The sequence below is a fragment of the Nocardia sp. NPDC059228 genome (assembly GCF_042754245.1).
Lineage (GTDB): Bacteria > Actinomycetota > Actinomycetes > Mycobacteriales > Mycobacteriaceae > Nocardia.
This window is the reverse complement of the sequence record NZ_JBHZAL010000002.1, coordinates 19,711-42,991: the sequence shown is the minus strand read 5'-3', so window position 1 is coordinate 42,991 and position 23,281 is coordinate 19,711. Positions and strand designations below refer to the sequence as shown.

The window sequence follows — 23,281 nt, the reverse complement described above, 5'->3', positions numbered from 1 at the left end:
TCACCGATGCTGATAAAGAGTAAATGGCTATGTTCCCGTGCTTGACAGCGGGGCGGGTACCGGCGGCGCTGCCGATTCCCCACCCAGCTCAGGGGCGGTTGTCACGCGCTGCCCCGTTACCCGGATCATCGTGCGCGGCAGGGTGATTGGTTTCATCGTCGGTCGGGTCGACGCCCTCGTCGAGGGCATCCCACAGCACCCGACCCGACAACTGCTTGTCGGCGGCGGCCGGGGTCCCGGATTCGTGGTCCTGAACCCGGGCCTGATGTGCGGCAACCTGCTCGGCCGCCGACAGCTTCCGCGCCGCCGGACTGTCGTACTTGCCGGACATCCGGGAGGTCCCGGACGACTGCCGGACCAGGAGCAGACCGGCCACGAACGCGGCCACCGCACCGGCCAGGCACACCACGGCCGGCAACGTCGAGGTCGTCACCGCGCCCGCGTGGTCACCCCCGTGCAGTTCGGCCAGTCGGGTGGCGCGATCGGCGGTCCCCTTGTGCATGAGCAGGGCGTACGCGGGCACCGCGGACACCGCGGCCAGGACCGCGACCACCACGCCGACGCCGCGCCGCCACCAGCCGTGGGTGGCGAACACCGCCGCGATGGTGGCCAGGAAGACCAGCGCCAGTGGCGTCAGGGCCCCGAACCAGACACCGCCGTTGAGATCTCGATGGCGCGGCAGGCCGTAGTCACTGGTGATCTCGAGCCGGGCCCACGTCATGCGGGACGACCCCCAGAGCAGCGCCGCCGCGACCGCCAGCAGCGCCACCGCGGCGATCGGCCGCGACCGCTTGCGCGCCCCCGCGGCGTTCGTGTCGGCTTCCGCCGCAGCGGCATTCGCCTCGGCCTCGGCCAGGTCCGCCGCCCGCGCGCGTTCGGCAGTGCGCGCGGCATCGGTCTCGGCGTGTGGATCGGCGCCGGCGGCACCGGTTCTCCCGGTGTCCGTCCCGCCGGGCTTCGAATCGGCTTGCGCCGCTCCGTTTTCCCGCTCCGCGCTGTCTTCCGGTGTTGCGCTGCCTTCGGGTGTCGCTTTCCGTTCCGGACCCCTGTCCGGGTCCTGATCGCTCATTGATCCGCACCGTTCGGGCGGTAGGCGCGCACGGTCTCGGCGGCGGCGATGGCCTTGAGCACGGCCATGGCCTTGTTGCGGGATTCGACGTCCTCGTAGTCCGCGTCGGAGTCGGCGACGATGCCGGCGCCGGCCTGGACATAGGCGGTGCCGCCCTTGAGCAGGGCGGTGCGGATGGCGATCGCGGTGTCGGCGTCACCGGCGAAGTCCAGGTAGCCGACCACGCCCGCGTAGACACCGCGGCGGGTGGGCTCGAGCTCCTCGATCAACTCCATGGCGCGGACCTTGGGCGCGCCGGAGAGGGTGCCCGCGGGGAAGCATGCCTGGACCGCGTCGAGGGCGATCTTGCCGGCGCGCAGGCGGCCGGAGACCGTGGAGACCAGGTGCATGACGTGCGAGTAGCGCTCGACGTGGCGGTACTCGGTGACGCGCACGGTACCAGGCTCGCAGACCCGGCCGAGATCGTTGCGCCCCAGATCGACGAGCATGAGGTGCTCGGCGTTCTCCTTCTCGTCGGCGAGCAGGCCCTTCTCGAGCAGGAGGTCGTCCTCCTCGGTGACGCCGCGCCAGCGGGTGCCCGCGATCGGGTGCGTGGTGGCCACGCCGTCCTTCACCGTCACCAGCGATTCGGGGCTGGAGCCGACGATGGAGAACGCGGTGCCGCCCGAGCCGTCCGGGATGTGCATGAGGTACATGTACGGGCTCGGGTTCGAGGCCCGCAGCATGCGGTAGAGGTCCAGCGGGGTGCCGTTGTAGTCCATCTCGAAGCGCTGCGAGAGCACCACCTGGAACGCCTCGCCGGCCTCGATCTCCTTGACCAGCCGGCGCACGCCCGCGCCGAATTCCTCGGAGGTGCGCTGGCGGCGATAGTTGGGCTCGGGGCGGTCGAACACCGAGACGGTGGAGTCGGCGGGGGCGGCCAGGGCCTCGGTCATGCGGTCCAGGCGGGCCATCGCGTCGTCGTAGGCCGCGTCCACGTGCTCGTCGGTGCCGTTCCAGTTGACGGCATTGGCAATGAGGGTGATCGCGCCCTCGTGGTGATCGAAGGCGGCCAGGTCGGTGGCCAGCATCAGGACCATCTCGGGGACCTGCAGGTCATCGGTGGCGAAGCTGGGCAGGCGTTCGAGGCGGCGCACGGTGTCGTAGCCGAGGTAGCCGACCAGGCCGCCGGTCAACGGCGGCAGACCGGGCAGCCGCTCGGTGCGCAGCACCTGCAGCGATTCGCGCAGCGCGGCGAGCGGATCGCCGCCCACCGGCGCGTCGGCGGGAGTCTGGCCGAGCCAGGCCGCCGCGCCGTCGATCACGGTCAGCGCGCTGGGACTGCCCGCGCCGATGAACGACCATCGCGACCAGGAGCGGCCGGTCTCCGCCGATTCCAGCAGGAAGGTGCCGGGCCGGTCCGCGGCCAGTTTGCGGTAGGTCGAGAGCGGAGTCTCGGAGTCCGCCAACACCTTTCGGACCACCGGGACCACCCGGTGGTCGGCCGCGAGCGCCCGGAACTGCTCCCGGGAGGTGGTGGTATCGATAGCCACGTTCAGAGGCAAACCATGCGCGCCGTGCATTCACCCATCATTCCAGGCCCGCCCGGCGCGATCTAAATCGCGCTCCCCGCCCAGCCGAGCAAGCCGCTGCGGCGAATACCTGAAGCGGTCATCACTACCCGCGCGGCGGTCTCCACACACGGTGGATAGTCACTGCTCCGGCAGCAAATGGAGAGGTCGCACGCGGTTATCCCCATTTTCGAGAGGAGTTCAACACAGATGTACCCCTGGCAACCGATGGCACCGGAGGGTCCACGCCACACCGCTCCGCAGCCGGCCCCGGGCGGGCTGTCCGGCCAGCCGCCGCGGATGATGCAAATGAACCACAGCGGGACGTACTCCGCCATCGCCTCGTTCGTCACGTATGTGAAGGCCCTGGAAGCGCTCGATCCGCGCAGCTTCCCGGACGAGTACGCCGAGCACAGCGACCGCATCAGGGAGCTCGAGCCGTTCCTGCGCGCCCACGGGATCCTGGACGTCATGGATATCAAGAACCCGGAGGTCGCCGCCCTCCTCGGCGTGTGAAGGAGGACCGGCACCCGGTGTCGGGGGTGGTTGGGGCTCCGGGGCTGTTCCCCGGACCCCCAAACAGAGGACCGGTGGAGGCCCGATTCGCGAGGCGCCAAGCCCGAAGCCCAGCAAAGGATTTCATCCGGGGCTCGGATAGCTCGTGCACGATGGATTGGGGGTAGGGTGCGGGTATGAAGGTTGGTCAGCTCGCACCCAATTTCGAACTACCGGACCAGTCGGGGACCGTGCGGTCGCTCGAGTCGCTGCTCGCGGACGGACCGGTGGTGTTGTTCTTCTATCCCGCGGCGAACACGCCGGTGTGCACGGCCGAGGCGTGCCACTTCCGGGATCTGGCAACCGAATTCAAGGCCGCCGGGGCGACCTGCGTGGGGATCAGCGCGGATTCCGTCGAGGTGCAGTCCGGGTTCGCGGAGAAGCAGGGACTGGGCTATCCGGTGCTGTCCGATCGCGGAGCCAAGGTGGCCGCCGAGTTCGGCGTGAAGCGCGGCCTGCTGGGCGCGCTGGTGCCGGTGAAGCGGACGACCTTCGTCATCGATCCGGACCGGACCGTCGCCAAGGTCATCAACAGCGAGATGCGCGCGAACGTGCACGCCGACGAGGCATTGAAGTTCCTGCGCGAGCGCTGAGCAGTTCCCGCGCCGGCGCTGAGCCCGACCGCGTCGCTCCTGGGCGCGCCGACAATTCGGACATACGCTGAGCTCATGACTACGCCCAGCACCGACCAGGAGCGAAAGCCTTCAACCTTCGTCACGTGGCGCAATCGCATCATTGGCGGAGTGGTGGCCGCGGTCGTTTTGTGGCTGGTGTATCTGATGCTGGCCGCATTCATTCCACGGTGGTGGGCGCAGCGCATCGGCGAATGGGTGAGCGGGAGTTTCGCCAAGGGCATCTGGTACGGCCTGATAATGGGCGTGGTATGTACGGCTGTGCCACTTTTCCTGTTCCTGGCCGCAGGACTCAGCTGGCGTAAACGGGGCGGCATGTTTATCGCGGGCGGCGCGGCGGTTCTCGCGATCGTCATCGCCATCCCGAATTTGATGACGCTGACCATCGTGTGGGGCAACTCGAATGCCGCACACGCCGGTGAGCGCATTCTCGATGTCGACGGGCCGGGATTCCGCGGCGCCGCGCTGGCGGGTGCGATCGTGGCCGCGTTGCTGTTTCTGCTGGTGGCATTTCTCTTGGGGCGCAGGCGATTCCGCCGGTACCGTGCCGAACGTCGGCACGTCGAACCGGAAAAGCCTCGGGTAGAACCGGAAACTCCGACACCGCCGCCCGAACTCGGCGCGAACTGAATCCACTCGCGACACGCGTGATCGATGTCACGTCATTCGGCAACACCGTGACTGGCGAGCGAAATCGTGGCAAACTTTGATGTGCGAGTGACTCGTTCGATGCTGTTTCGCAGGCTCTCCCACGGGCCGGCACAACACGTCACTTGGCTGCTACGAGAGGGCGCGCACGGTGACCAAGTGGTTGAATCCCATGGAACAGCGAGCGTGGCGTACCCTCGTCGCGCTCACCACCAGGCTCCCGGCCGCATTGGATACCCAGCTACAACGTGAGTCGGGGATTACCCATTTCGAATACTTCGTGATGACTCTGCTCTCCGAAGAACCTGGTCACCGGTTGCAACTGAGTGACCTTGCGCAAAAGGCAAACGCATCGCTATCCCGGCTCTCGCACGTGGTCTCCAAACTCGAACGGCTGGGCTGGGCCGAGCGCGTCACCATTACCGGTCGCCGCGGCGCGCAGGCGGTGCTGACCGACGCCGGGTATCAGAGGATCACCGAGGCGGCGCCCGGGTATCTGGAGTGCGTGCGCGGCCTGGTGTTCGACGGGCTGGACGCCGAGCAGACCAAGCAACTGCTGGAACTGGGCGAGACCCTGGTGGCACAGCTGGACAAGGGCATGGCCCGCGGGCTCGGCCGCGCGGGGCGGCCGATCTCGCATCTGGACACGGACCCGAACGAATCGGGTTGACGCCGAAGGCTGTTCGCCGACGCCGCAAGCGTGCTCGCGGAGGCCGGAAACCGTTGCCGCTCAGTCCTCGTCGGTGAGCAGCCGGTCGCCCTGGGACAACAGCACGTCGGTGTCGAAGCAGGTGTGGGTGCCCGTGTGGCAGGCCGCGCCCTCCTGGTCGACGACCAGCAGCACGGTGTCGCCGTCGCAGTCCAGCCGTACCTCGTGCACGTACTGGGTGTGGCCGGAGGTCTCGCCCTTGACCCAGTACTGCTGACGCGAGCGTGAATAGTAGGTGCCCTTGCGGGTTTGCAGGGTGCGGGCCAGCGCCTCGTCGTCCATCCACGCCATCATGAGCACGTCGCCGGTGCTCTTCTCCTGCGCGATGGCGGCGAACAGCCCGTCGGAGTTGCGCTTGAGGCGGCGCGCGATCGCGGGATCCAGGGTGCTCATCGGACGGTGATTCCTTCCGCGCGCATGGCGTCCTTGACCTGGCCGATCGAGAGGTCGCCGAAGTGGAAGACACTGGCGGCCAGCACCGCGTCCGCGCCGGACTGCACGGCGGGCGCGAAGTCGGCGACCTTGCCCGCGCCACCGGAGGCGATGACCGGCACCGAGACCGCGGCGCGCACCGCGCGGATCATCGGCAGGTCGAAGCCCGCCTTGGTGCCGTCGGCGTCCATGGAGTTGAGCAGGATCTCGCCGACGCCCAGTTCGGCTCCGCGCATGGCCCATTCGACGGCGTCGATGCCGGTGCCGCGCTTGCCGCCGTGGGTGGTCACCTCCCAGCCGGACGGGGTCGCGGGCCGGCCCTCCGGCACGGTGCGGGCGTCGACCGACAGCACGATGCACTGGGAGCCGAACCGCTCCGACATTTCACGCAGCACCTCGGGGCGGGCGATGGCGGCGGTATTCACCGACACCTTGTCCGCGCCCGCGCGCAGCAGCCGGTCCACGTCCTCGACGGTGCGCACGCCGCCGCCGACCGTGAGCGGGATGAAGATCTGCTCGGCGGTGCGGGTGACCACGTCGATCATGGTGCCGCGGTCGCCGGTGGAGGCGGTGACGTCGAGGAAGGTCAGCTCGTCGGCGCCCTGGGCGTCGTAGGTGGCCGCGAGTTCCACGGGATCGCCCGCGTCCCTGAGGTTTTCGAAGTTGACGCCCTTGACCACGCGCCCGGCGTCCACGTCCAGGCACGGAATCACGCGTACGGCCAACGTCATTTCACGACCTCTGTCTTCATTGCTCTGCCTCTCCTCGGACCCGGACGGCGGTATCCGCGATCAGGTCCAGTAGTTCCTCGTGCACGCCGGGGGCGGCGGCCAGCACCGAACCGGATTCGATGGTCCAGTCCCGGCCCAGCAGGTCGGTGACCACGCCGCCGGCGGCCCGGACCAGGGCCACGCCCGCGGCGTTGTCCCACGGATGATGTCCGAACACCACGGCCCCGCCCAGAATTCCCGAGGCGGTGTAGGCCAGGTCGATGCCGGTGGAGCCGTACATCCGCTGGCGGCCGGACAGCCGGCTCAGCGCACCCAGCAGATTGAAGCGGAAGATGCCCGGAATCCGGCCCGCCCCATCGATATTGAAGCTGCCGAAGCCGATCGGCGCGGTGGCGAGCTTGGCCGGGGCCAGGCTCGGCAGCGGGTTGCCGTTGAGCAGCAGCGGGCCGTCCGCGACCGCCGCGTAGCGCTGGCCCAGGATCGGCAGCCAGGTCAGGCCGATGACCGGGACGCCGTCGCGCACCAGCGCCAGCAGCATGCCGCACATGGGGCTGCCCGCCGAATAGTTGAAGGTGCCGTCGATCGGGTCCAGCACCCAGGCGGTGCCGGAGGTCAGCTGCGGACCGCCGAATTCCTCACCGTGCACCGGGATTCCGGTGCGTTCGCCCAGCCGCTGCGAGATGGTGCGCTCGAGCTCCAGGTCGAGTTCGGTGGCGAAGTCGTTGCGCCCCTTCTCGACCGCGCTCGGCGCCCCGATGCCCTCGACGAAACGCGGTGCGGCGGAGTCGAGAACCTCACTGGCGATGCCGAGCAGCTCGGCGAGTTCGGCGGCCACGGCGCTAGCGAACCGCGGCCAAGGCTTCGGGCAGGGTGAACCGGCCCGCGTACAGGGCCTTGCCGATGATCGCGCCCTCGACGCCCTCGTCCACCAGCGTCGCGATGGCGCGCAGGTCGTCGAGCTGGGAGATGCCGCCCGATGCGATGACCGGGGCCTCGCAGGCATTGGCGACCTGGCTCAGCAGGTCCAGGTTCGGCCCGGTCAGCGTGCCGTCCTTGGAGACGTCGGTGACCACGTACCGCGAGCAGCCGTCCCGCTCGAGGCGCTCGAGCACCTCCCACAGATCGCCGCCGTCGGTCACCCAGCCACGGCCGCGCAGCCGCCACTCGCCGTCGATGAGCTTCACATCCATGCCGACGGCGATCTTGTCGCCGTACTCGCTGATGGCCCGGGCACACCACTCCGGATTCTCGATCGCCGCGGTGCCGAGGTTGACGCGCGCGCAGCCGGTGGCCAGCGCGGCCTTCAACGACTCGTCGTCCCGAATCCCGCCCGACAGCTCGACCTTCACATCGAGTTCGCCGATCACCTCGGCCAGCAGTTCGCGGTTGGAGCCCTTGCCGAACGCGGCGTCCAGGTCGACCAGATGCACCCACTCGGCCCCGGCGTGCTGCCAGGCCAGCGCGGCGTCGCGCGGCGAACCGTAACTGGTTTCGCTGCCCGCCTCCCCTTGAACCAGGCGCACAGCCTCACCATTGGCGACATCGACGGCAGGTAGCAGCACAAGACTCACGGGGTAAGCCTAGTGGTTGCCCGCCGTCACACCGACCGCAGGGTGAACCGCGTCGGCCGCCCACCGCGCGTCGGGAACGATTTCCGGGGCGGGGGCACACGGGCGGTGTCACGCGGTGGGGAGGTCGGGGTCGTCGATCGACGGGAGTTCGCTGTGCGGAAGGCGGGGCTGGTCGTGCGGCAGGTGGAGATCGGGCCGGCGGCGCCGGTGCTGGCCTGCGGTGCGGCCGGGTGCGGCGACAGCGGCGGGGTCGGGGACGACCGTGACGCCCGGGTCGACCAGGTGCTGGGAGGCGGGCGTCAGCCGTCTCGGGTATGGGATTCGAGGACGCGGTTCAACGTCAGGACGAAGTTGGCGCGTTCGGCGGCGGTGAAGCCCGGGAGTAGTTCTCGCTGGGCCGTTTCCAGGCGTTCGTCGAGGTCGGCCAGGTGGGCCCGCCCGGCGGGCGTGAGCGTGAGGGTGTTGCGGCGGCGGTCGGTGGGGTCGGGGGTGCGGTGGAGGAGGCCGCGGTCGGCCAGGTCGTTGACCGCGGCGACCACGTCGCTGCGGTCGATGCCGGTCCGTCGGCCCGCCTCGGCCTGACTGAGGGGGCCGTGTTCGTCGAGGGTGGCGAGCAGTGCGTAGTGGTAGCGGCGGGAACCGGTGGGCTCCAGGGCTTTCTCGGTGCAGCGGTTGGCGATGATCGCGACCTGGCCGATCAGGCGGGTGGGAAGAGCGCGCAACCGGCCGGAGGCCCCTTCGGGCGCGGTGTCCATGAGGGGAATCTAGCAACACTTGTTGGACGCACCCACAATCGGTTACATTGGTTCCACCAACGTTGGAGCAACCAACAATCTCGTCGAAAGACCGTAGCCATGAACGCGATCGACACCACCACCCGGCAATTCCAGGACCTGGCCGACAAATTCGAGATCACCGAGTTGGTCCACCGCCTCGGCCGCGCCCTCGATGAAGGCGACTGGGAGGAGCTCGCCACCCTGTACACCGCCGATGCCACCGCCCGCACGCCCGGCGGCCTGGCCACCGGCCGCACCGCCCTGGTCACCCAGGCCGGCCGAAACCACTCCCCCGACCGGCAGATCCAGCACGTCATCAGCGGCATCCTGATCGATCTGGACGGCGACACCGCCAAGGTCCGGGCCAACCTCCTGGTCGTCTTCGCCTGGGGTCCTGCACAGGACCCGACCCTCGGCTCCCAGCCACGCCTGACCCTCGGCGAGGTCTATCGCTTCGACGCCGTCCGCACCCGCGACGGCTGGCAGTTCTCGAGCGTGGCCTCCAAGCCCGTCTGGTCGATCGGTACCCGGCCCGAGCCGTCGGCGGCGTAGAAACGCCGAAACCCCCGCCGGGAGCGGGGGTTTCGGTCGTTTCGGGGGCCGATCAGATCGAGTCGACCCAGTTGCGCAGGAGCTGAGCTCCGGCGTCGCCGGACTTCTCCGGGTGGAACTGGGTGGCCGACAGCGGGCCGTTCTCCACCGCGGCGAGGAACGGGACGCCGTGTTCGGCCCAGGTGAGCTTGGCCGGGGCGATCTGGCTGCCGCCGTCGTCGGTCCAGGCCCAGTGCTGGGCGGCATAGGAGTGGACGAAGTAGAAGCGGGTGTCCGCGTCCATGCCCGCGAACAGGACGCTGTCCTCGGGAGCCTTCACCGTGTTCCAGCCCATGTGCGGGAGGACGGGGGCGTCCAGACGCTCGACGGTGCCGGGCCATTCGCCGCAGCCCTCGGTTTCCACCCCGAATTCGACGCCGCGTTCGAACAGGATCTGCATGCCGACGCAGATGCCGAGTACGGGGCGTCCGCCGGAGAGGCGCCTGCCGATGATGCGGTCACCGCGCACGGACAGCAGGCCCGCCATGCAGGCCGCGTACGCGCCGACACCGGGGACCACGAGACCGTCTGCGTTCAGGGCGATTTCGGGGTCTGCGGTGATGGTGACGTCCGCACCCGTGCGGGCCAGGGCGCGGCTGGCGGAGTGCAGGTTGCCGGAGCCGTAGTCGAGCAGGGCGATCTTCTTGGTCATAGCGAGCCCTTCGTGGAGGGGACGCCGGACACGCGCGGGTCGTATTCGACGGCGGCGCGCAAAGCCCGTGCCACGGCCTTGTATTCGGCCTCGGTGATGTGGTGCTGGTCGCGGCCGTAGAGCACGCGCACGTGCAGGGCGATGCGGGCGTTGAGCGCGATGGACTCGAACACGTGGCGGTTGATCACGGTCGAGTACGACGCGGTCGGCGCCACACTCGGAATGATGGTGTGCAGCATGTGATCCGGCTCGCCGGTGTGCACGCAGTACGGCCGGCCGGACACGTCGACGACGGCGTGCGCGAGGGTTTCGTCCATCGGGATGAAGCAGTCGCCGAAGCGGCGGATGCCCTTCTTGTCGCCGAGCGCCTGGCCCAGCGCCTGGCCGATGACGATGGCCGTGTCCTCGACGGTGTGGTGGGCCTCGATCTCGATGTCGCCCTTGGCCTGAACCGTCAGGTCGAAGCTGCCGTGCTGGCCGAACGCGGTCAGCATGTGGTCGTAGAAGGGGACGCCGGTGGAGATATCGGTCTTGCCGGAGCCGTCCAGATTGAGCTCCACCACGATGCTGGATTCGCGGGTGGTGCGCTCGACCCGGGCGATGCGGTCGGCACGGTCGGTGGTCATCGGGCGATCAGCTCCTCGGACGCCAGTTTCGCGCTGACGCGCAGGAATTCGTCGTTCTCGGCGGCCAGGCCGATGGTGGTGCGCAGGTAGCCGGGGATGCCGACATCGCGGATGAGCACGCCCTCGTCGAGGTAGTGCTGCCAGGCGCGCGGGGCGTCGGCGAAGCGGCCGAACAGCACGAAGTTGGCATCCGAGGGGATGACCTCGTAGCCCAGCTCGGTCAGCGCCGCCATGACCCGATCGCGCTGCGCCGCCAATTCGGCCACGCTGCCCAGGGTTTCGTCCGCGTGCCGCAGCGCCGCCCGCGCCGCGGCCTGGGTGACCACGGACAGGTGGTAGGGCAGGCGCACCAGCAGCATGGCGTCGATGACCGCGGGTGCGGCCACCAGGTAGCCCAGCCGCCCGCCCGCGAAGGCGAATGCCTTGGACATGGTGCGGCTGACCACCAGCTTGGTGGGGTACTTGTCGATCAGGCTGATCGCGCTGGGCGCCGAGGAGAATTCGCCGTACGCCTCGTCCACCACCACGATGCCGGGCGCGGCCGCGAGGATGCGTTCCAGGTCCGCGAGCGGAATGCTGTGGCCGGTCGGGTTGTTGGGGCTGGTCACGAAGACCACGTCGGGGTTCTTCTCCCCCACCGTCAGCACCGCGTAGTCGATGTCGAGGGAGAAGTCGCCATTGCGCTTGGCCTCGATCCACTCGGTGTCGATGCCCTCGGAGATGATCGGGTGCATCGAGTACGAGGGCACGAAACCCAATGCGCTGCGGCCGGGTCCGCCGAACGCCTGCAGCAGCTGCTGCAGGATCTCGTTGGAGCCGTTGGCGGCCCACACGTTCGCCGTGTCCACCGCGACGCCGGTCTGCCGGGTCAGGTAGGCGGCCAGATCGGCGCGCAGCCCAACCGCGTCGCGATCCGGGTACCGGTGCAGGTCGGCGGCCGCGGTGCGCACGGATTCGGCGACGTCGTCGACGAGGGCCTTGCTCGGCGGGTGCGGGTTCTCGTTGGTATTCAGCTGCACCGGAACGGTCAATTGCGGTGCGCCGTAAGGACTCTTGCCACGCAGGTTCTCCCGCAGCGGCAGATCGTCGAGCGAGATATTCGATCCGGGAACGGTCACGGTGCCTTCTTCCAGGCCGGCCTGGGCGCTCACCGCAGTTCCCCGAATCGCGCCTGCACGGCCTGGCCGTGCGCGGGCAGGTCCTCGGCATTGGCCAGTGCGACCACGTGCCCGGAGACATCCTTCAGCGCCGCCTCGGAGTACTCGACGACGTGGATGCCGCGCAGGAAGGTCTGCACGCTCAAACCCGAAGAGTGCCGGGCGCATCCGGCGGTGGGCAGCACGTGGTTGGAGCCGGCGCAGTAGTCGCCGAGGGAGACCGGCGACCACGCGCCGACGAAAACCGCTCCGGCGGAACGGACCCGGGCCGCGACCGCGGGCGCGTCGGCGGTCTGGATCTCGAGGTGCTCGGCGGCGTAGGCGTTGACCACGCGCAGGCCCTGGGCGATGTCGTCGACCAGCACGGTGCCGGACTGCTTGCCCGACAGTGCCTCCGCGACACGGTCGTGGTGCTTGACCACGGTCATCTGCGCGGTCAGCGCCGCGTCCACGGCATCGGCGAGCTCGACGCTGTCGGTCACCAGCACGCTGGCGGCCAGCACGTCGTGCTCGGCCTGCGAGATGAGGTCGGCGGCCACGTGCACCGGATCGGCGGTGGCGTCGGCGAGGATGGCGATCTCGGTGGGCCCGGCCTCGGCGTCGATGCCGACCAGGCCGCGGCACAGCCGCTTGGCGGCGGTCACATAGATATTGCCCGGGCCGGTGATCAGGTCGACCGGTTCCAGCTGTGCGCCGTCGGTGTCGGTGCCGCCGTAGGACAGCAGCGCCACGGCCTGCGCACCGCCGACCGCCCACACCTCCTCGACGCCCAGCAGCTTGGCGGCCGCCAGGATGGTCGGGTGCGGCAGGCCGCCGAACCGGGCCTGCGGCGGCGAGGCGACCACCAGCGAGTCCACGCCCGCGGCCTGCGCGGGAACCACGTTCATGACCACCGAGGACGGGTAGACGGCATTGCCGCCCGGCACGTACAGGCCGACCCGCTCCACCGGCACCCACCGCTCGGTCACGGTGCCGCCGGGCACCACCTGGGTGGTCTTGTCGGTGCGGCGCTGATCGTCGTGCACCTTGCGGGTGCGCTCGATGGCGACCTCGAGGGCCGCGCGCACGGCCGGGTCCAGCTCGGCCAGGGCCTTGTCCAGTTCGGCGGCGGGCACGCGCACCGCGGCGGGCCGCACACCGTCGAACCGCTCGCTGAATTCCAGCGCGGCCTCGACGCCCCGATCCCGGATGGCCTCCACGACCGGTCGCACATGATGCAGCACCGAGTCCACGTCGACGCCCCCACGCGGCAGAGCCGCGCGCAGTTCGGCAGCAGTGGGAGTACGTCCGCGCAGATCCACGCGGGCGAGCTCGATGCGGCTAGTCATAGCGCTGTGCAGTCCTTGTCTGTGCTGATGTCGAGGGGTTCGCGACGCGGCCGAAACCGCTTGCGACCAGCTACCAGACTATCGGGTCACCGCCAGCGCTTTACGTCGCGGCCGAGCTCGCGCGGGTGTTCCCGGCCCGCGACCCGGGAACACCCGCCGGACCGGCGGTTATGAGGCGCGGGCCGCGGCCCCGCTCAGACCGCGGTACGGGCGGCCTCGGGACCGAAGCGGGCGGCCACCAGATGCTGCTGGGCGAACGTCCACGCGTTCTGGGTGACGAAGTAGAGCAGGATGGCGATGGGCATCACCGGGCCGACCAGCAGTGCTCCGGCGGGGAAGACCCACTGCGAGAGCGTGTTCATGATCCGGACCTGCGAGCCCGCCGCGCCGTCGGCGGGTTGCGGCTGACGGGCGACGGCGGCGCGGGCGGTGAAATGGGTCGCGATCGCCGCGACGATCATGAGCGGAATCGCCACGGCGGCAACGGTTCCGAAGGACGAGCCGGCGGTGGACAGGGTGGCCTCCAGCGGTGCGCCGAACAGTTTGGCGTCCAGGAAGGACTGCACCTGCGTGGCATTGAACACGTAGTTCTGAGTGTGACCCGGCTGGAAGGACCGCAGCACGTGGTAGAGGCCGATGAAGACCACCGTCTGGCCGATGATCGGCAGGAATCCGGTCAGCACATTGACGCCGGACTCCTTCTGCAGCTCCTGCATGGCCAGTGCCTGCTGCTCCCGGTCGCCCGCGTGCTTGCGCTTGATCTCCTGCAGCTTCGGCTGCATCTCGGCCAGCGCGCGGGAGAACTTCAACTGCGCGATGAACGGCCGGATCAGCAGGGCCCGCAGGGTCATGACGAGGAAGACGATGGCCAGCACCCAGGCCAGGCCACTGGTCGCGCCGAGCAGCGACGCGAAGGCGGTGTGCCACAGCCACAGCACGGCGGACACGGGGTAGTAGATGAAATCGAGCACGGAGTACCTCGCTGCGCAGCGCCCGCACACGGGTGCGGGCGAAAGGAATTCGGGACGGCGGAGAACCCGACAGCGCGCACGACCGGGACAGGTCGTGCGGGCGCGGTCAGGCCGCGAGGACTCCCGGTGCGCGCGGGCGCGGGCGGCCCGGGGCGTCGGGATTGCTCTGCCGCAGGAACGCGCCGCGGCGCCGCCGTCCGGCCGATTCCGCCGGACCGATGTGCGCGGTGGCCGCGAGCAGCGGACCCCGCGCCGACAGCACCGCCGCGGTCACCGCGACCAGCGCGGCCGCACCGAGGACGAGCAGCGAATCAGGGGTGGCGGCGGCCAGATACAGCACCGCCCACGCGGAGACCACGAGCGCGCACAGCAGCAGCGCCGTCGATCGAATCCGCGTACCCATGCGCCCGACCCTACCTGCGTTCCCCATCCCCGGCACCCCATGTGCCGGACGCGACATGCCCTGTCCCCGGCCCGCGCCGTATCCGGCTCGGGCGCACGCTGATCCGGGCCCCGCGCGCGATCGCGCCCCCACCGGGGACACCGGCGGGGGCGCGAGGATCGAGGGCTCGACCGCTATTCGGCGACGAGGCGGCGGATGATCATGGGCTCGGCCACGATGCCCTCGAGGACTCCGGCCACGTGCTGGAAGTGCTCGGTGGCGAAGTGCTTCTCCAGGGCGTCGGCGTCCTGCCATTCCTCCACCACGACCATGTGGGCCGGGTCGTTCGGGTTGGTGAAGGGCTGATAGGACAGGCAGCCGGGCTCGGCCAGGGAGGGTTCGATCATGGCTTCCAGGGCGGTGCGGAGGCGGTCCTCCTGACCGGCGGCGGCGCGGAGTTCGGCGACGACGTGCAGGGTCATGGTGGTGTGCTCCTTCGGGAGTCGGTGCTCGGTATTCGGATCTCGGTGACGCTCAGCGCTGGATCGGGCCCTCACCGGCGCCGGTGGTGCGCAGCGCGGTCGCGATGGCGTCCCGGTCGGCGGGGGTCAATTCCAGTGCGGCGCCGCCGATCCAGCCGTCGACCTGTTCGGGCCTACGGGCACCGGCGATGGCGCCGGTGACGCCGGGCCAGGTCAGGGTCCAGGCGATGGCGACCGCGGAGACGGTGGTGTCGTGGGCCGCCGCGATCGGACGCAGTGCGTCCACCAGCGCGAGGTTGCGGTCGAGTTCGGTGGTGAACTCCGGGAAGCCCTTGCGCCAGTCGTCATCCGGCAGGCTCGCGACCCGTTCGGCGGAGAAGGCGCCGGTGAGCAGGCCGGAGTGCTGCGGCTGGTAGACGATGCCGCCGGTGTGATGCGCTGCGGCCCAGGCCAATTCGTCCGCGGCGCCGCGCTTGATCAGCGAGAACTGTGGCTGGATGGCGTCCACGTGGGCGATGGACTCGGCGATCTCCAGTTGCGGCACATCGTGATTGGACAGGCCGATGGCGCGCACCTTGCCCGCCCGTACGAGGTCGGCCATGGTCTGCCAGTACTCCGCGAGCGGGGTCGCGGCCGCGGGGTCGACGCCGTCGGGGTCGGAGAAGTCCAGGGAGGCACCGGTATCGGGCCAGTGCACCTGGTACAGGTCGATGCGCTCGACGTTCAGCCGGCGCAGCGAGTCCTCGACCTCGCGGCGCACGCTGGCGGCGGCCATGATCCGCTTCGGCGCGGCGGCGCGGTCGTTGTCGTCCCAGACCAGTCCGGCCTTGGTGAAGACGAACGGCCGATCGGCCTCGGGCAGTCCGCTGATCGCCTTGCCGACCACCTCCTCGGAGTGGCCGAGTCCGTAGACGGCGGCGGTGTCGACCCAGTTGACGCCGGCCTCGACGGCCCGGCGGATGGTGGCGATGGAATCGGCGTCGTCCTGTGCGCCCCAGGTGTAGCGCCAGCCCGAACCGCCGACGGCCCACGCGCCGAATCCGATCCGGCTGATGTGCATGTCGGTGGTGCCGAGCTGACGGGTGGGGAGAGAGGTCATGGTGTGCTCCTCGTGTGGCTTTCGCCGTCCGTTGCGGCGCTGAGCACTACTTTCGCCGGATGCGAGCGGGGCAAACAGTGCCGCGTCTGCCTGGGCACCGCATGACCAGGATGCGGCGCCGGATGGAATTCGGCGCGCTCGTGGTTACCGAAGGCATGACCCTGGACCGTCGCGCCGAACTCGGTGAATTCCTGCGCTCCCGCCGCGCCCGGCTCAGCCCCGCGGAGGTGGGCCTGATGGATCACGGTGCGCGCCGCCGTGTTCCGGGCCTGCGCCGCGAGGAGCTGGCGCTGCTGGCCGGCGTCAGCGTGGATCACTATGTGCGCCTGGAACAGGGCCGCAGCCTGCAGTTCTCGGAGTCGGTGCTGGATGCGGTGGCGCGGGCACTGCGGCTCAATCAGATTGAGCGCGACCATCTCTACCGCCTGGCCCGCCCGTGGTCCGGTGAGGAGCCGCCCGCAGTGCAGGATGTGCGCCCGGGTCTGCGCCGGCTGCTGGACGCCGCCCACGACGTCCCGGCCTACATCGTCGGCCGCGGTGTCAGCGTCCTGGCGTGGAATCGCCTGGCGGCGGCCCTGATCACGGATTTCGGCGCGCTTCCGCCCGCGCAGCGCGACTTCCTGCACCTGGTCTTCCTGGACGAGGGCGCGAAGGATCTCTACGAGGATTGGGACGACAAGGCCGCCGACACCGTGGCCTACCTGCGCCTGGATGCCGCCCGCAATCCCGGTGACCCGCGCATCACCGCGCTCATCGACGAAATGAATACCCGGAGCCCGGAATTCGCGGAGCTGTGGCAGCGGCACGAGCTCAAGGACAAGACCCACGGGCGCCATATCTACCGGCACCCGATCGTGGGCCGTCTGGAGCTCGGCTTCGAAACCCTCCGTCTCCCCGACGATCCCGATCAGGCGCTGGTCGCCCACCACGTCGAGCCCGGCTCCCCCAGCGCCGACGGACTACGACTGCTGGCCTCGCTCGCCGCCGATCCGGCGAAGCTCCGCTGAGCAATCCCACCCCGTAACGCACTGCGCCGCACCGGAAAACCGGTGCGGCGCAGTGGGCTGCCGGGATTACTTGGTGTCGCTGTCGATCTGCAGGCTGCCGCCGCCGGCGTCGATCACCCGCATGTTCACCGACTTGGTCGGGCCGTTCTTGGTCTGCAGCGAGTCCAGCACGATGTCGACCGAACCATCGGGGTCGACCGTGCCGCCGCCATTGGCGCCCCGGATGCTCGAGTACTTCTGGACCGGGTTCCCGGTCCAATACGTCTGGAATGCCTGCTGACTGCCGTAGACCTGCTGCGCCGCGGGGGTCAGCAGCTTCCAGGCATCCGAGTACCGGGTGTAGGTCACGTCGTCCCAGAAGGACTGCACCGCGTCGACGGCGGCGTCGAAGCTGACCGTCCCGGCGCTCTTGGTCTGGCCGAGGCCCGAGGGCACGCCCTTGGTGGCGCTGGCCGTGACCGACGCCTTCACCGAGCTGCTGTTCGTGCCCGCACCGGAGGTGCTGTTCGAACCGGAGTTGCCGAACAGGCCGTACGCGATGCCGCCGGCCACCACGACCACCGCGGCCACCAGGATCAGCACCAGCTTCTTCTTGGAGCCGGAATCCGAATCCGGTTCGGGCGCCGGATGATTGCGGGTCGGCGGGCCGGCGTTCATGGGCGGGCGCGGCGGCGGGGTCTCCAGCAGCTGCGCCTGGCTCATGGCGCCGGTCGGGATGTCGGCCGACTGGCGGCGCTCCATCTGGCGGGTGGTCTGCCGCGGCGCGGAGCGCTGGGCGGCGCCGGCCGACGGGGTGGACGGGCCCGAGCGCCGGGCGGCCAGCACCCGGGTGGCCTCGGCATCCGGGCCGACCTCGGCGAATTCGGCCATGATGTCGCGCACGTCGAGCATGCTCGGCCGGTCCTCCGGCTCGAAGCTGAGCAGGCTGAGCAGCAGATCGCTGAGCGGTCCGGCATTGCGCGGTTCGCTGATCTGACCGTTGGCGGCCGCGTACAGCAGCGCCAGCGGATTCGGGTTGGTGCCGTAGGGCGGTTCGCCTTCCAGTGCGTGGAAGAGCGTGGCGCCCAAGGCGAATACGTCCGCGGCCGGCGTCGGTTCCGCTCCGCGCGCGACCTCGGGGGCGAGGTAGGCGGCGGTGCCGGAGATGAGTCCGGTGGCGGTCAGCGTGACATCACCCTTGGACTTGGCGATGCCGAAGTCGGTGATCTTCACGGCGCCGTTGTCGCCGAGCAGGATGTTGCCGGGCTTGACGTCGCGATGGACGATCCCGGCGCGATGCGCGGCGATGAGCGCGGATGCCACCTGTTCGCCGATGCGGGCGACCTGTGGCAGCGGCAGCGTGCCCTGCGCGGACAGCACCACCGCCAGACTCTGCGACGGCAGATACTCCATGACCAGGCACGGGTCACCCTCGTGCTCGGTGATGTCGAATACGACGATGGCGTTCGGGTGCTGGAACCGGGCCGCGTTGCGAGCCTCACGTGCGGCGCGCTGCCGCACGATGTCCTTGTCTGCATCCGACAGGCTCGGCTGGGTGAGGATCTGCTTGACCGCCACGGAACGTTCGAGCCGCTGATCCACGGCTCGCCAGACGACACCTGTGCCGCCGCTACCAATCCGTTCGACCAGGCGGTAATGCCCTGCGATCACTTGGCCGGTTTCGATGGCACTACTCCGAAGTTCTCCGAGACGACTGTGACAATGCGGTTGCCCGCGCGTTTCCCCGCACGAGTGTAGCGGGCGACGCGCGGATCTCCGACGTCAGCGTGAGATATGAGCGAGATCTCGGTGAGATCTACGCCGCAATCGAGTGACCGCCGCGTAACCGGTTAGGCGAACTCGCTGGTCGAAGCCCATCTATGACGACACATAGACCAATTGGTTTGGTGCGTGTTTGCTCCCACACACCGACGGCGTTCAGCTACCTTTCACTCCCGACGCCGGGGCGGAGACCGCCGCGGGCCACTCGGCGCGCGTCAATTGCGCCGCGTCCGCCTGGTCGAGCTCGGCGTCGAAGACCTCGGCGAGCACCTTCGGCAACTCGGCGACCTCGAGTTCGCGCACCTCCTCCGAGCCGTCCGGGTAACTGGTGGTCCAGGTGGTGCCGTCCAGCTGGTGGTGCACCTCGGCGTGGAAGCGCTGTACGAACGGCCGCATGGTGAACGGCGAACGCGCCGAGGTGGACACGTAGTGGTTCCCGACCGCGAAATCGATGCGGTACTGCGGGGTGGTGACGAACGTGTAGCGGTCCACCCAGCCGTCCCGGCCGAACTGGTACAGCGTCCACAGCTCGCCACCGGCCGCGTCGATGGACCGCTCCAGCCGGAAACGCCATGCGCCCACGCTGAATTCACCACGATCGGGGGCCAGCTCGACCGGTTCGACCGGCCCCCACCCGAAGCCGACATCGCACAGCCAGCGGCGATCGTCGTCCACGGCCTTGACCCGCAGCAGCGCGTGGGTGGCCGGGCGCAGGTTGGTCGCGCCGCGCGTGACACGGCCCGACATGGCGGTGAACTCGAAGCCGAGCCGCTCCAGCGCGGCGGCGAACAGGCCCACGTTCTCGTAGCAGTACCCGCCACGCCGCCGCCGGATCAGCTTGTCCTGCAGCGCTTCCGGATCCAATGGAATGCCGCGGCCGAGAATGATCTCCAGATTCTCGAACGGAATGGTGGTGGTGTGGGCGCGCACCAGTTCGCGCAGGGTGGCCAGGGTGGGCGCGCGCTCGCCGGTGAATCCGATCCGGGCCAGGTAGGCGTCCAGGTCGAGGTCCGCGCCCTGCCAGGTGTACGAGGGGTCCGCCGGTGTGGTCATCGCTGCCTTCCTATTGCGCCGGATTCGCCGAGATCAACGGTATTCGGCGGGAAAGTGTTCCGGCGGCAGCGGGTGCGGATCAGCGCACGGAGTCGGCCAGGGTGGGCAGGCCCTCGCGGTAGGTGGGGTACATCGGCTTCCAGCTCAGGTCGGCGCGCGCCTTGGCGTTCGAGACGCGGATGGAGAAGTCCAGCATCTGGGCGGCCGCCAGCGGTGAGGCCATGCGCACCAGGCGGGCCGGGAGCCGGCGCGGCGGCCGCGCGCCGACGGTCTCGGCCATGGCGTCGAACATGGTGTCCCAGGTGATCGGCTCGTCGTCGACGATGTTGTACGCCTGACCGGCGACGCCGCGTTCGAGGGCCGCGACGGTCGCGGCGGCGGCGTCGGCGAGGTGGACGAAGCCGACGTACCCGGTCCCCGTGCTCGGCAGCGGGAACATACGCAACCGCAGCGCCCGCACGAAGCTCTCCGACGCGCCGGGACCGTAGAACAGGCCGTAGCGCAGGGCGATTCCGTCGATGCCGGGCGCGCGCCAAGCGCTCGATTCGGCCTCGTGCAGCGCGCCGATGATGCCGTCGGTGACATCGCCCTGGATGCGGCCGAACGGGTCCTGCTCGGTCACCAGCCGCGAGCCGTGGTCGCGCAGGCCGTATCCGACGATCAGCGACTGGGTGAGATAGCGCCGCGCCCCGGTGCGCTGGGCCAGCTCCACCAGATGCTTACTGCCGATCTCACGTAACGCGTTGGTGCGCAACAGACCCGGCGCGTGATAGTGGGTCGGCGGCGAGTACCGGTAGGAGGTGAGCTGGTGGATGACCGCGTCGGCGGTCAGTCGTTCGGTGGCGCGCATCAGGTCCGAGCGGTCCATGACATTGGCGACCAGCGGGGTGGCCCCGAGCGAGCGCGCGACCTCGGCGCCGCGACCGCCGCGGGTGAGCGCGTACACCTGATGCCCGGCCTGCCGCAGCGCCGTGACCAGTGGCCGCCCGATCGCTCCCGTCGCCCCAGCCACCACGACTTTCATTGCGCCTCATCCCGTCTCACCGCGCCGATATCGACTGCGAGCCTACTGTCCGGGGACGGGATCGGGCGGATCGTGGTCAGCACCGAACGGCCGCGCTCAGGCCGCGCATTTGGCGTTCGGAGGCGCGGGCGGGGCGGTGTTCACGCCGGCCGCGACATCGATGAGGTAGTCGTGGTCGCCGCCCAGCGGCTCACTGCCGAGCAGCAATCGCTGGACCGCACAACCGGATTCGAAGAACACCGGATTGATGCCGTGGTCGCCGGGCACCACGCGGCCCTCCAGATCACGGCCGCTGACCACGGTGTACATGGAGACCGGGTGGCCGGAGAGGGTCAGTGACGCGCGCATTTCGAGCGACTGGGTGTAGGGCACCAGCGGGTCGGCGGTGCCGTGCAGCAGGACCGCGCGCTCGACGTCGATGCGGTTGATCATGAGCGCCGGCGACCGGTCGAGGTAGGACTGCACACAGGTGACCGGGGTGCAGCCGCCCGCGTCGCGTTCGATCTCGGCCCGCAATTGTGGTCCGGCCAGGCCGGATTCGAGCCAGGCGGTGACGTCGTCGGCGTGGCCGAAGGTGTCGACCCAGAAGTCGTAGGTGCCGGGCGGGGCGTAGGCGGCGGCCAGCCCGCTGGTCACACCGCCCTGACTCCAGCCCCACAGCACCGTGGGACCGATGCCGGGGTGTTCGCCGCGGTACCACTGGGTGGCCGCGACGGTGTCGCGCCAGCCCGCCCAGACGTTCCACTCGCCGGTCCGCCAGGTGCCGGTGTCGGAGCGCTGATCCATGGTGACCAGGGCCGCGCCGGTCTGCCGGACGATCGAGGCCAGGTAGTCGGGGAAGTCGCTCGCGCTGCCGGCGTGGCCGTGCACCGCCACGATGAGTCCGCGGGCGCCGCCGTCGGGTTCGTAGACCCGGCCGGTGGCGGTCTCACCGTCCACCGTCAGGGTCACCGGCCGCATCGACACGTCACCGGGTGGCGCGCTCGAAACCATCGGGGCCGCAATCACCGTCGCCGCGAGCATGCCCGCGACCGCACCGACCATCCGTATCCCTCGCCACCGGACACCCACGCCCGGCATCGTCGCATGTCCACGAAGCTCGGCCGGGTACCCACGCCGGGCGATTTCCGGGCGGCGGGGTGCCCGCGGATTCTGATGATGGAGGCTAGGATTCGACCATGCGTTCGATGGATGCCGCGGAGCGGCGGGCTCGGCTGGGGGTGCGGCACCGGCTGGCCGCCGGGGTGCGCTGCGACGCGGTCGAGCAGATCGTGCGGTCGATGGTGGTGCTGCACGCCACCGATCCGGCCACCGTGTACCTGTCCGTCGCGGCGCGTGGGGTGGGGATCGAACCCGGGCACGTGGAGCAGGCGCTCTACGACGATCGGACGCTGCTGCGCATGCTGGCCATGCGGCGCACCATGTTCGTCGCGCCGGTCGACCTGGTGCCGGTGCTGCAGGCGTCGGTGGCGGATGCCTTGGCGCACAAGCAGCGCAAGACCTACGGGCGGTACATCGAACAGTCCGGGGCGGTGACGGGGAATGTCAGCGCGTGGCTGAACGAGGTCGAGGCGGAGACCCATGCCGCGCTGCTGGCGCGGGGCAGCGCGACCGGGGCGCAGTTGAGCAAGGAGGTGCCGCGGCTACGGACCCAGGTCGACACCGCGCCGGGCAAGCCGTATTCCAAGCCGACCAATATCACCACCTGGGTGCTGGTGACGCTGGGCTGCGAGGGCCGGATCGTGCGCGGACGGCCCAATGGGAGCTGGGCCAGCAGTCAGTACACGTGGGCGCCCATCGAATCCTGGCTGCCGGAGGGGATTCCGGCGCTGCCGGTGGACGAGGCGCGGGCGGAGCTGGTCCGGAAGTGGTTGCGCGCCTTCGGTCCCGCACCGGTGAGCGATCTCAAGTGGTGGACCGGGTGGACGCTGGGCGAGGTCCGCAAGGCGCTCGCGCCGGTGGATACCGCCGAGGTCGACCTGGGTGGTGAAACCGGCCTGGTTCTCGCCGACGATCTGGAATCGACTCCCGCCCCGGAATCCTGGGCCGCGCTGCTGCCCGCCCTCGACCCCACGCCGATGGGCTGGCAGTCCCGGGACTGGTTCCTCGGCCCGCACCAGCCCGCGCTCTTCGACCGCAATGGCAATATCGGCCCGACGGTCTGGTGGGACGGCCGCATCATAGGCGGCTGGGCGCAGCGCTCGGACGGCGAGATCGTCTGGCGGCTGCTCGAGGACGCGGGCTCCGACGCCGAGCGCGCCATCGCCGCGGAAGCCGAACGCATCGGGGCGTGGTACGGCGATATCCGCCCGATTCCCCGGTTCCGAACGCCGCTCGAACGCGAGCTCACCGCTTGAGCCGCGCGCCGGCACTCCGTCGAATACCGCCGCGCCGGTCCGCGATCCGTGCCGCAGCTCGGTTGCGAGTTTGCGATCGAATGTCGATCTCATTGCATGGCAGGGTATTCGACGGTTG

Annotated in this window: 26 protein-coding genes; 7 read left to right on the top strand and 19 right to left on the bottom strand. The window is 69.8% G+C overall.

Annotated features, from left to right (window positions below; all coding sequences use genetic code 11):
- Nucleotides 1-88 precede the first annotated feature (88 nt).
- Both ACFXKA_RS04040 and ACFXKA_RS04035 read right to left on the bottom strand, forming a co-directional pair.
- Complete coding sequence (locus tag ACFXKA_RS04040; RefSeq protein WP_379425952.1) at nt 89-1,069, bottom strand: TIGR02234 family membrane protein; 981 nt, start codon at nt 1,067-1,069, stop codon at nt 89-91.
- Nucleotides 1,066-2,601, bottom strand: coding sequence for an anthranilate synthase component I (locus ACFXKA_RS04035; protein ID WP_379425951.1), 1,536 nt, complete (start codon nt 2,599-2,601; stop codon nt 1,066-1,068). Before ACFXKA_RS04035 ends, ACFXKA_RS04040 begins: the two co-directional genes overlap by 4 nt.
- A 327-nt stretch (nt 2,602-2,928) precedes the next feature.
- Here ACFXKA_RS04035 and ACFXKA_RS04030 point away from each other — a divergent pair, with 327 nt between their 5' ends.
- From ACFXKA_RS04030 to ACFXKA_RS04015, 4 genes are all read left to right on the top strand, one after another.
- Nucleotides 2,929-3,135 carry a hypothetical protein gene (locus ACFXKA_RS04030; RefSeq protein WP_379425950.1) on the top strand — a complete coding sequence of 69 codons (207 nt, stop codon included), beginning with the start codon at nt 2,929-2,931 and terminating at the stop codon, nt 3,133-3,135.
- Nucleotides 3,136-3,311: 176 nt separating this feature from the next.
- Complete coding sequence (locus tag ACFXKA_RS04025) at nt 3,312-3,767, top strand: peroxiredoxin (protein ID WP_379425949.1); 456 nt, start codon at nt 3,312-3,314, stop codon at nt 3,765-3,767.
- 75 nt (nt 3,768-3,842) lie between these two features.
- A complete protein-coding gene (locus ACFXKA_RS04020; RefSeq protein WP_379425948.1) occupies nt 3,843-4,436 on the top strand; it encodes a permease in 594 nt (197 codons plus the stop codon).
- 190 nt (nt 4,437-4,626) lie between these two features.
- Nucleotides 4,627-5,124 carry a MarR family transcriptional regulator gene (locus tag ACFXKA_RS04015; RefSeq protein ID WP_354846221.1) on the top strand — a complete coding sequence of 166 codons (498 nt, stop codon included), beginning with the start codon at nt 4,627-4,629 and terminating at the stop codon, nt 5,122-5,124.
- Nucleotides 5,125-5,184: 60 nt separating this feature from the next.
- Here the strand turns inward: ACFXKA_RS04015 and hisI are convergent, their stop codons facing one another.
- From hisI to ACFXKA_RS03990, 5 genes are all read right to left on the bottom strand, one after another.
- A complete protein-coding gene (gene hisI, locus ACFXKA_RS04010; protein WP_379425946.1) occupies nt 5,185-5,556 on the bottom strand; it encodes a phosphoribosyl-AMP cyclohydrolase in 372 nt (123 codons plus the stop codon).
- Nucleotides 5,553-6,326, bottom strand: coding sequence for an imidazole glycerol phosphate synthase subunit HisF (hisF, locus tag ACFXKA_RS04005; protein ID WP_354846029.1), 774 nt, complete (start codon nt 6,324-6,326; stop codon nt 5,553-5,555). Before hisF ends, hisI begins: the two co-directional genes overlap by 4 nt.
- A 16-nt stretch (nt 6,327-6,342) precedes the next feature.
- The gene (locus ACFXKA_RS04000) at nt 6,343-7,161 is read right to left on the bottom strand and encodes an inositol monophosphatase family protein (RefSeq protein WP_379425944.1); all 819 of its coding nucleotides are present in this window, start codon (nt 7,159-7,161) and stop codon (nt 6,343-6,345) included.
- 4 nt (nt 7,162-7,165) lie between these two features.
- Nucleotides 7,166-7,897, bottom strand: a complete 732-nt coding sequence (gene priA / locus ACFXKA_RS03995; protein WP_379425943.1) for a bifunctional 1-(5-phosphoribosyl)-5-((5-phosphoribosylamino)methylideneamino)imidazole-4-carboxamide isomerase/phosphoribosylanthranilate isomerase PriA — start codon at nt 7,895-7,897, stop codon at nt 7,166-7,168.
- A 299-nt stretch (nt 7,898-8,196) separates the two neighbouring features.
- A complete protein-coding gene (locus ACFXKA_RS03990) occupies nt 8,197-8,652 on the bottom strand; it encodes a MarR family transcriptional regulator (protein WP_354846020.1) in 456 nt (151 codons plus the stop codon).
- 99 nt (nt 8,653-8,751) lie between these two features.
- On the opposite strand from ACFXKA_RS03990, the gene ACFXKA_RS03985 reads away from it, so the two are divergent.
- A complete protein-coding gene (locus ACFXKA_RS03985) occupies nt 8,752-9,225 on the top strand; it encodes a nuclear transport factor 2 family protein (RefSeq protein WP_379425941.1) in 474 nt (157 codons plus the stop codon).
- A 52-nt stretch (nt 9,226-9,277) separates the two neighbouring features.
- Here the strand turns inward: ACFXKA_RS03985 and hisH are convergent, their stop codons facing one another.
- The 8 genes from hisH to ACFXKA_RS03945 form a co-directional block, all read right to left on the bottom strand.
- Nucleotides 9,278-9,916, bottom strand: coding sequence for an imidazole glycerol phosphate synthase subunit HisH (gene hisH / locus ACFXKA_RS03980; protein WP_379425939.1), 639 nt, complete (start codon nt 9,914-9,916; stop codon nt 9,278-9,280).
- Complete coding sequence (hisB, locus tag ACFXKA_RS03975; protein ID WP_354846012.1) at nt 9,913-10,542, bottom strand: imidazoleglycerol-phosphate dehydratase HisB; 630 nt, start codon at nt 10,540-10,542, stop codon at nt 9,913-9,915. Before hisB ends, hisH begins: the two co-directional genes overlap by 4 nt.
- Nucleotides 10,539-11,660: a histidinol-phosphate transaminase gene (locus tag ACFXKA_RS03970; protein ID WP_379426356.1), complete on the bottom strand. Its 1,122-nt coding sequence runs from the start codon at nt 11,658-11,660 to the stop codon at nt 10,539-10,541. Before ACFXKA_RS03970 ends, hisB begins: the two co-directional genes overlap by 4 nt.
- Before the next feature lie 29 nt (nt 11,661-11,689).
- Nucleotides 11,690-13,027, bottom strand: coding sequence for a histidinol dehydrogenase (gene hisD, locus ACFXKA_RS03965; protein ID WP_354846009.1), 1,338 nt, complete (start codon nt 13,025-13,027; stop codon nt 11,690-11,692).
- A 194-nt stretch (nt 13,028-13,221) separates the two neighbouring features.
- A complete protein-coding gene (gene yidC / locus ACFXKA_RS03960) occupies nt 13,222-13,998 on the bottom strand; it encodes a membrane protein insertase YidC (protein WP_379425937.1) in 777 nt (258 codons plus the stop codon).
- Nucleotides 13,999-14,104: 106 nt separating this feature from the next.
- Nucleotides 14,105-14,401: a DUF6412 domain-containing protein gene (locus ACFXKA_RS03955; protein ID WP_379389838.1), complete on the bottom strand. Its 297-nt coding sequence runs from the start codon at nt 14,399-14,401 to the stop codon at nt 14,105-14,107.
- Nucleotides 14,402-14,574: 173 nt separating this feature from the next.
- On the bottom strand, nt 14,575-14,862 hold the full coding sequence (locus ACFXKA_RS03950; RefSeq protein ID WP_354846001.1) for a putative quinol monooxygenase: 288 nt from the start codon (nt 14,860-14,862) through the stop codon (nt 14,575-14,577).
- A 52-nt stretch (nt 14,863-14,914) separates the two neighbouring features.
- On the bottom strand, nt 14,915-15,961 hold the full coding sequence (locus ACFXKA_RS03945; protein ID WP_379425935.1) for an aldo/keto reductase: 1,047 nt from the start codon (nt 15,959-15,961) through the stop codon (nt 14,915-14,917).
- Nucleotides 15,962-16,062: 101 nt separating this feature from the next.
- Here ACFXKA_RS03945 and ACFXKA_RS03940 point away from each other — a divergent pair, with 101 nt between their 5' ends.
- Nucleotides 16,063-16,968, top strand: coding sequence for a helix-turn-helix transcriptional regulator (locus ACFXKA_RS03940; RefSeq protein ID WP_379425933.1), 906 nt, complete (start codon nt 16,063-16,065; stop codon nt 16,966-16,968).
- A gap of 66 nt (nt 16,969-17,034) precedes the next feature.
- Here ACFXKA_RS03940 and ACFXKA_RS03935 read toward each other — a convergent pair whose 3' ends face one another.
- From ACFXKA_RS03935 to ACFXKA_RS03920, 4 genes are all read right to left on the bottom strand, one after another.
- The gene (locus ACFXKA_RS03935) at nt 17,035-18,618 is read right to left on the bottom strand and encodes a serine/threonine-protein kinase (protein WP_379425931.1); all 1,584 of its coding nucleotides are present in this window, start codon (nt 18,616-18,618) and stop codon (nt 17,035-17,037) included.
- A 267-nt stretch (nt 18,619-18,885) separates the two neighbouring features.
- A complete protein-coding gene (locus ACFXKA_RS03930) occupies nt 18,886-19,782 on the bottom strand; it encodes an arylamine N-acetyltransferase (protein ID WP_379425929.1) in 897 nt (298 codons plus the stop codon).
- 79 nt (nt 19,783-19,861) lie between these two features.
- A complete protein-coding gene (locus ACFXKA_RS03925; protein WP_379425928.1) occupies nt 19,862-20,806 on the bottom strand; it encodes an NAD-dependent epimerase/dehydratase family protein in 945 nt (314 codons plus the stop codon).
- A 96-nt stretch (nt 20,807-20,902) separates the two neighbouring features.
- The gene (locus ACFXKA_RS03920) at nt 20,903-21,850 is read right to left on the bottom strand and encodes an alpha/beta hydrolase family protein (RefSeq protein WP_379425926.1); all 948 of its coding nucleotides are present in this window, start codon (nt 21,848-21,850) and stop codon (nt 20,903-20,905) included.
- Nucleotides 21,851-21,984: 134 nt separating this feature from the next.
- Here ACFXKA_RS03920 and ACFXKA_RS03915 point away from each other — a divergent pair, with 134 nt between their 5' ends.
- Nucleotides 21,985-23,163, top strand: coding sequence for a winged helix DNA-binding domain-containing protein (locus ACFXKA_RS03915; protein WP_379425924.1), 1,179 nt, complete (start codon nt 21,985-21,987; stop codon nt 23,161-23,163).
- Nucleotides 23,164-23,281: the final 118 nt, after the last annotated feature.

What these genes read in the sequence shown, in the direction of transcription:
- hisD (WP_354846009.1), bottom strand. Translation starts at nt 13,027, where the DNA reads ATGACTAGCCGCATCGAGCTCGCCCGCGTGGATCTGCGCGGACGTACT.
- ACFXKA_RS03915 (WP_379425924.1), top strand. Translation starts at nt 21,985, where the DNA reads ATGCGTTCGATGGATGCCGCGGAGCGGCGGGCTCGGCTGGGGGTGCGG.
- hisI (WP_379425946.1), bottom strand. Translation starts at nt 5,556, where the DNA reads ATGAGCACCCTGGATCCCGCGATCGCGCGCCGCCTCAAGCGCAACTCC.
- ACFXKA_RS03990 (WP_354846020.1), bottom strand. Translation starts at nt 8,652, where the DNA reads ATGGACACCGCGCCCGAAGGGGCCTCCGGCCGGTTGCGCGCTCTTCCC.
- ACFXKA_RS03920 (WP_379425926.1), bottom strand. Translation starts at nt 21,850, where the DNA reads ATGGTCGGTGCGGTCGCGGGCATGCTCGCGGCGACGGTGATTGCGGCC.
- ACFXKA_RS03930 (WP_379425929.1), bottom strand. Translation starts at nt 19,782, where the DNA reads ATGACCACACCGGCGGACCCCTCGTACACCTGGCAGGGCGCGGACCTC.
- ACFXKA_RS03925 (WP_379425928.1), bottom strand. Translation starts at nt 20,806, where the DNA reads ATGAAAGTCGTGGTGGCTGGGGCGACGGGAGCGATCGGGCGGCCACTG.
- ACFXKA_RS04015 (WP_354846221.1), top strand. Translation starts at nt 4,627, where the DNA reads ATGGAACAGCGAGCGTGGCGTACCCTCGTCGCGCTCACCACCAGGCTC.
- ACFXKA_RS04025 (WP_379425949.1), top strand. Translation starts at nt 3,312, where the DNA reads ATGAAGGTTGGTCAGCTCGCACCCAATTTCGAACTACCGGACCAGTCG.
- ACFXKA_RS04030 (WP_379425950.1), top strand. Translation starts at nt 2,929, where the DNA reads ATGAACCACAGCGGGACGTACTCCGCCATCGCCTCGTTCGTCACGTAT.
- hisH (WP_379425939.1), bottom strand. Translation starts at nt 9,916, where the DNA reads ATGACCAAGAAGATCGCCCTGCTCGACTACGGCTCCGGCAACCTGCAC.
- ACFXKA_RS03955 (WP_379389838.1), bottom strand. Translation starts at nt 14,401, where the DNA reads ATGGGTACGCGGATTCGATCGACGGCGCTGCTGCTGTGCGCGCTCGTG.
- ACFXKA_RS03950 (WP_354846001.1), bottom strand. Translation starts at nt 14,862, where the DNA reads ATGACCCTGCACGTCGTCGCCGAACTCCGCGCCGCCGCCGGTCAGGAG.
- hisF (WP_354846029.1), bottom strand. Translation starts at nt 6,326, where the DNA reads ATGACGTTGGCCGTACGCGTGATTCCGTGCCTGGACGTGGACGCCGGG.
- ACFXKA_RS03945 (WP_379425935.1), bottom strand. Translation starts at nt 15,961, where the DNA reads ATGACCTCTCTCCCCACCCGTCAGCTCGGCACCACCGACATGCACATC.
- ACFXKA_RS04040 (WP_379425952.1), bottom strand. Translation starts at nt 1,069, where the DNA reads ATGAGCGATCAGGACCCGGACAGGGGTCCGGAACGGAAAGCGACACCC.
- ACFXKA_RS03985 (WP_379425941.1), top strand. Translation starts at nt 8,752, where the DNA reads ATGAACGCGATCGACACCACCACCCGGCAATTCCAGGACCTGGCCGAC.
- ACFXKA_RS03940 (WP_379425933.1), top strand. Translation starts at nt 16,063, where the DNA reads ATGACCAGGATGCGGCGCCGGATGGAATTCGGCGCGCTCGTGGTTACC.
- ACFXKA_RS04020 (WP_379425948.1), top strand. Translation starts at nt 3,843, where the DNA reads ATGACTACGCCCAGCACCGACCAGGAGCGAAAGCCTTCAACCTTCGTC.
- hisB (WP_354846012.1), bottom strand. Translation starts at nt 10,542, where the DNA reads ATGACCACCGACCGTGCCGACCGCATCGCCCGGGTCGAGCGCACCACC.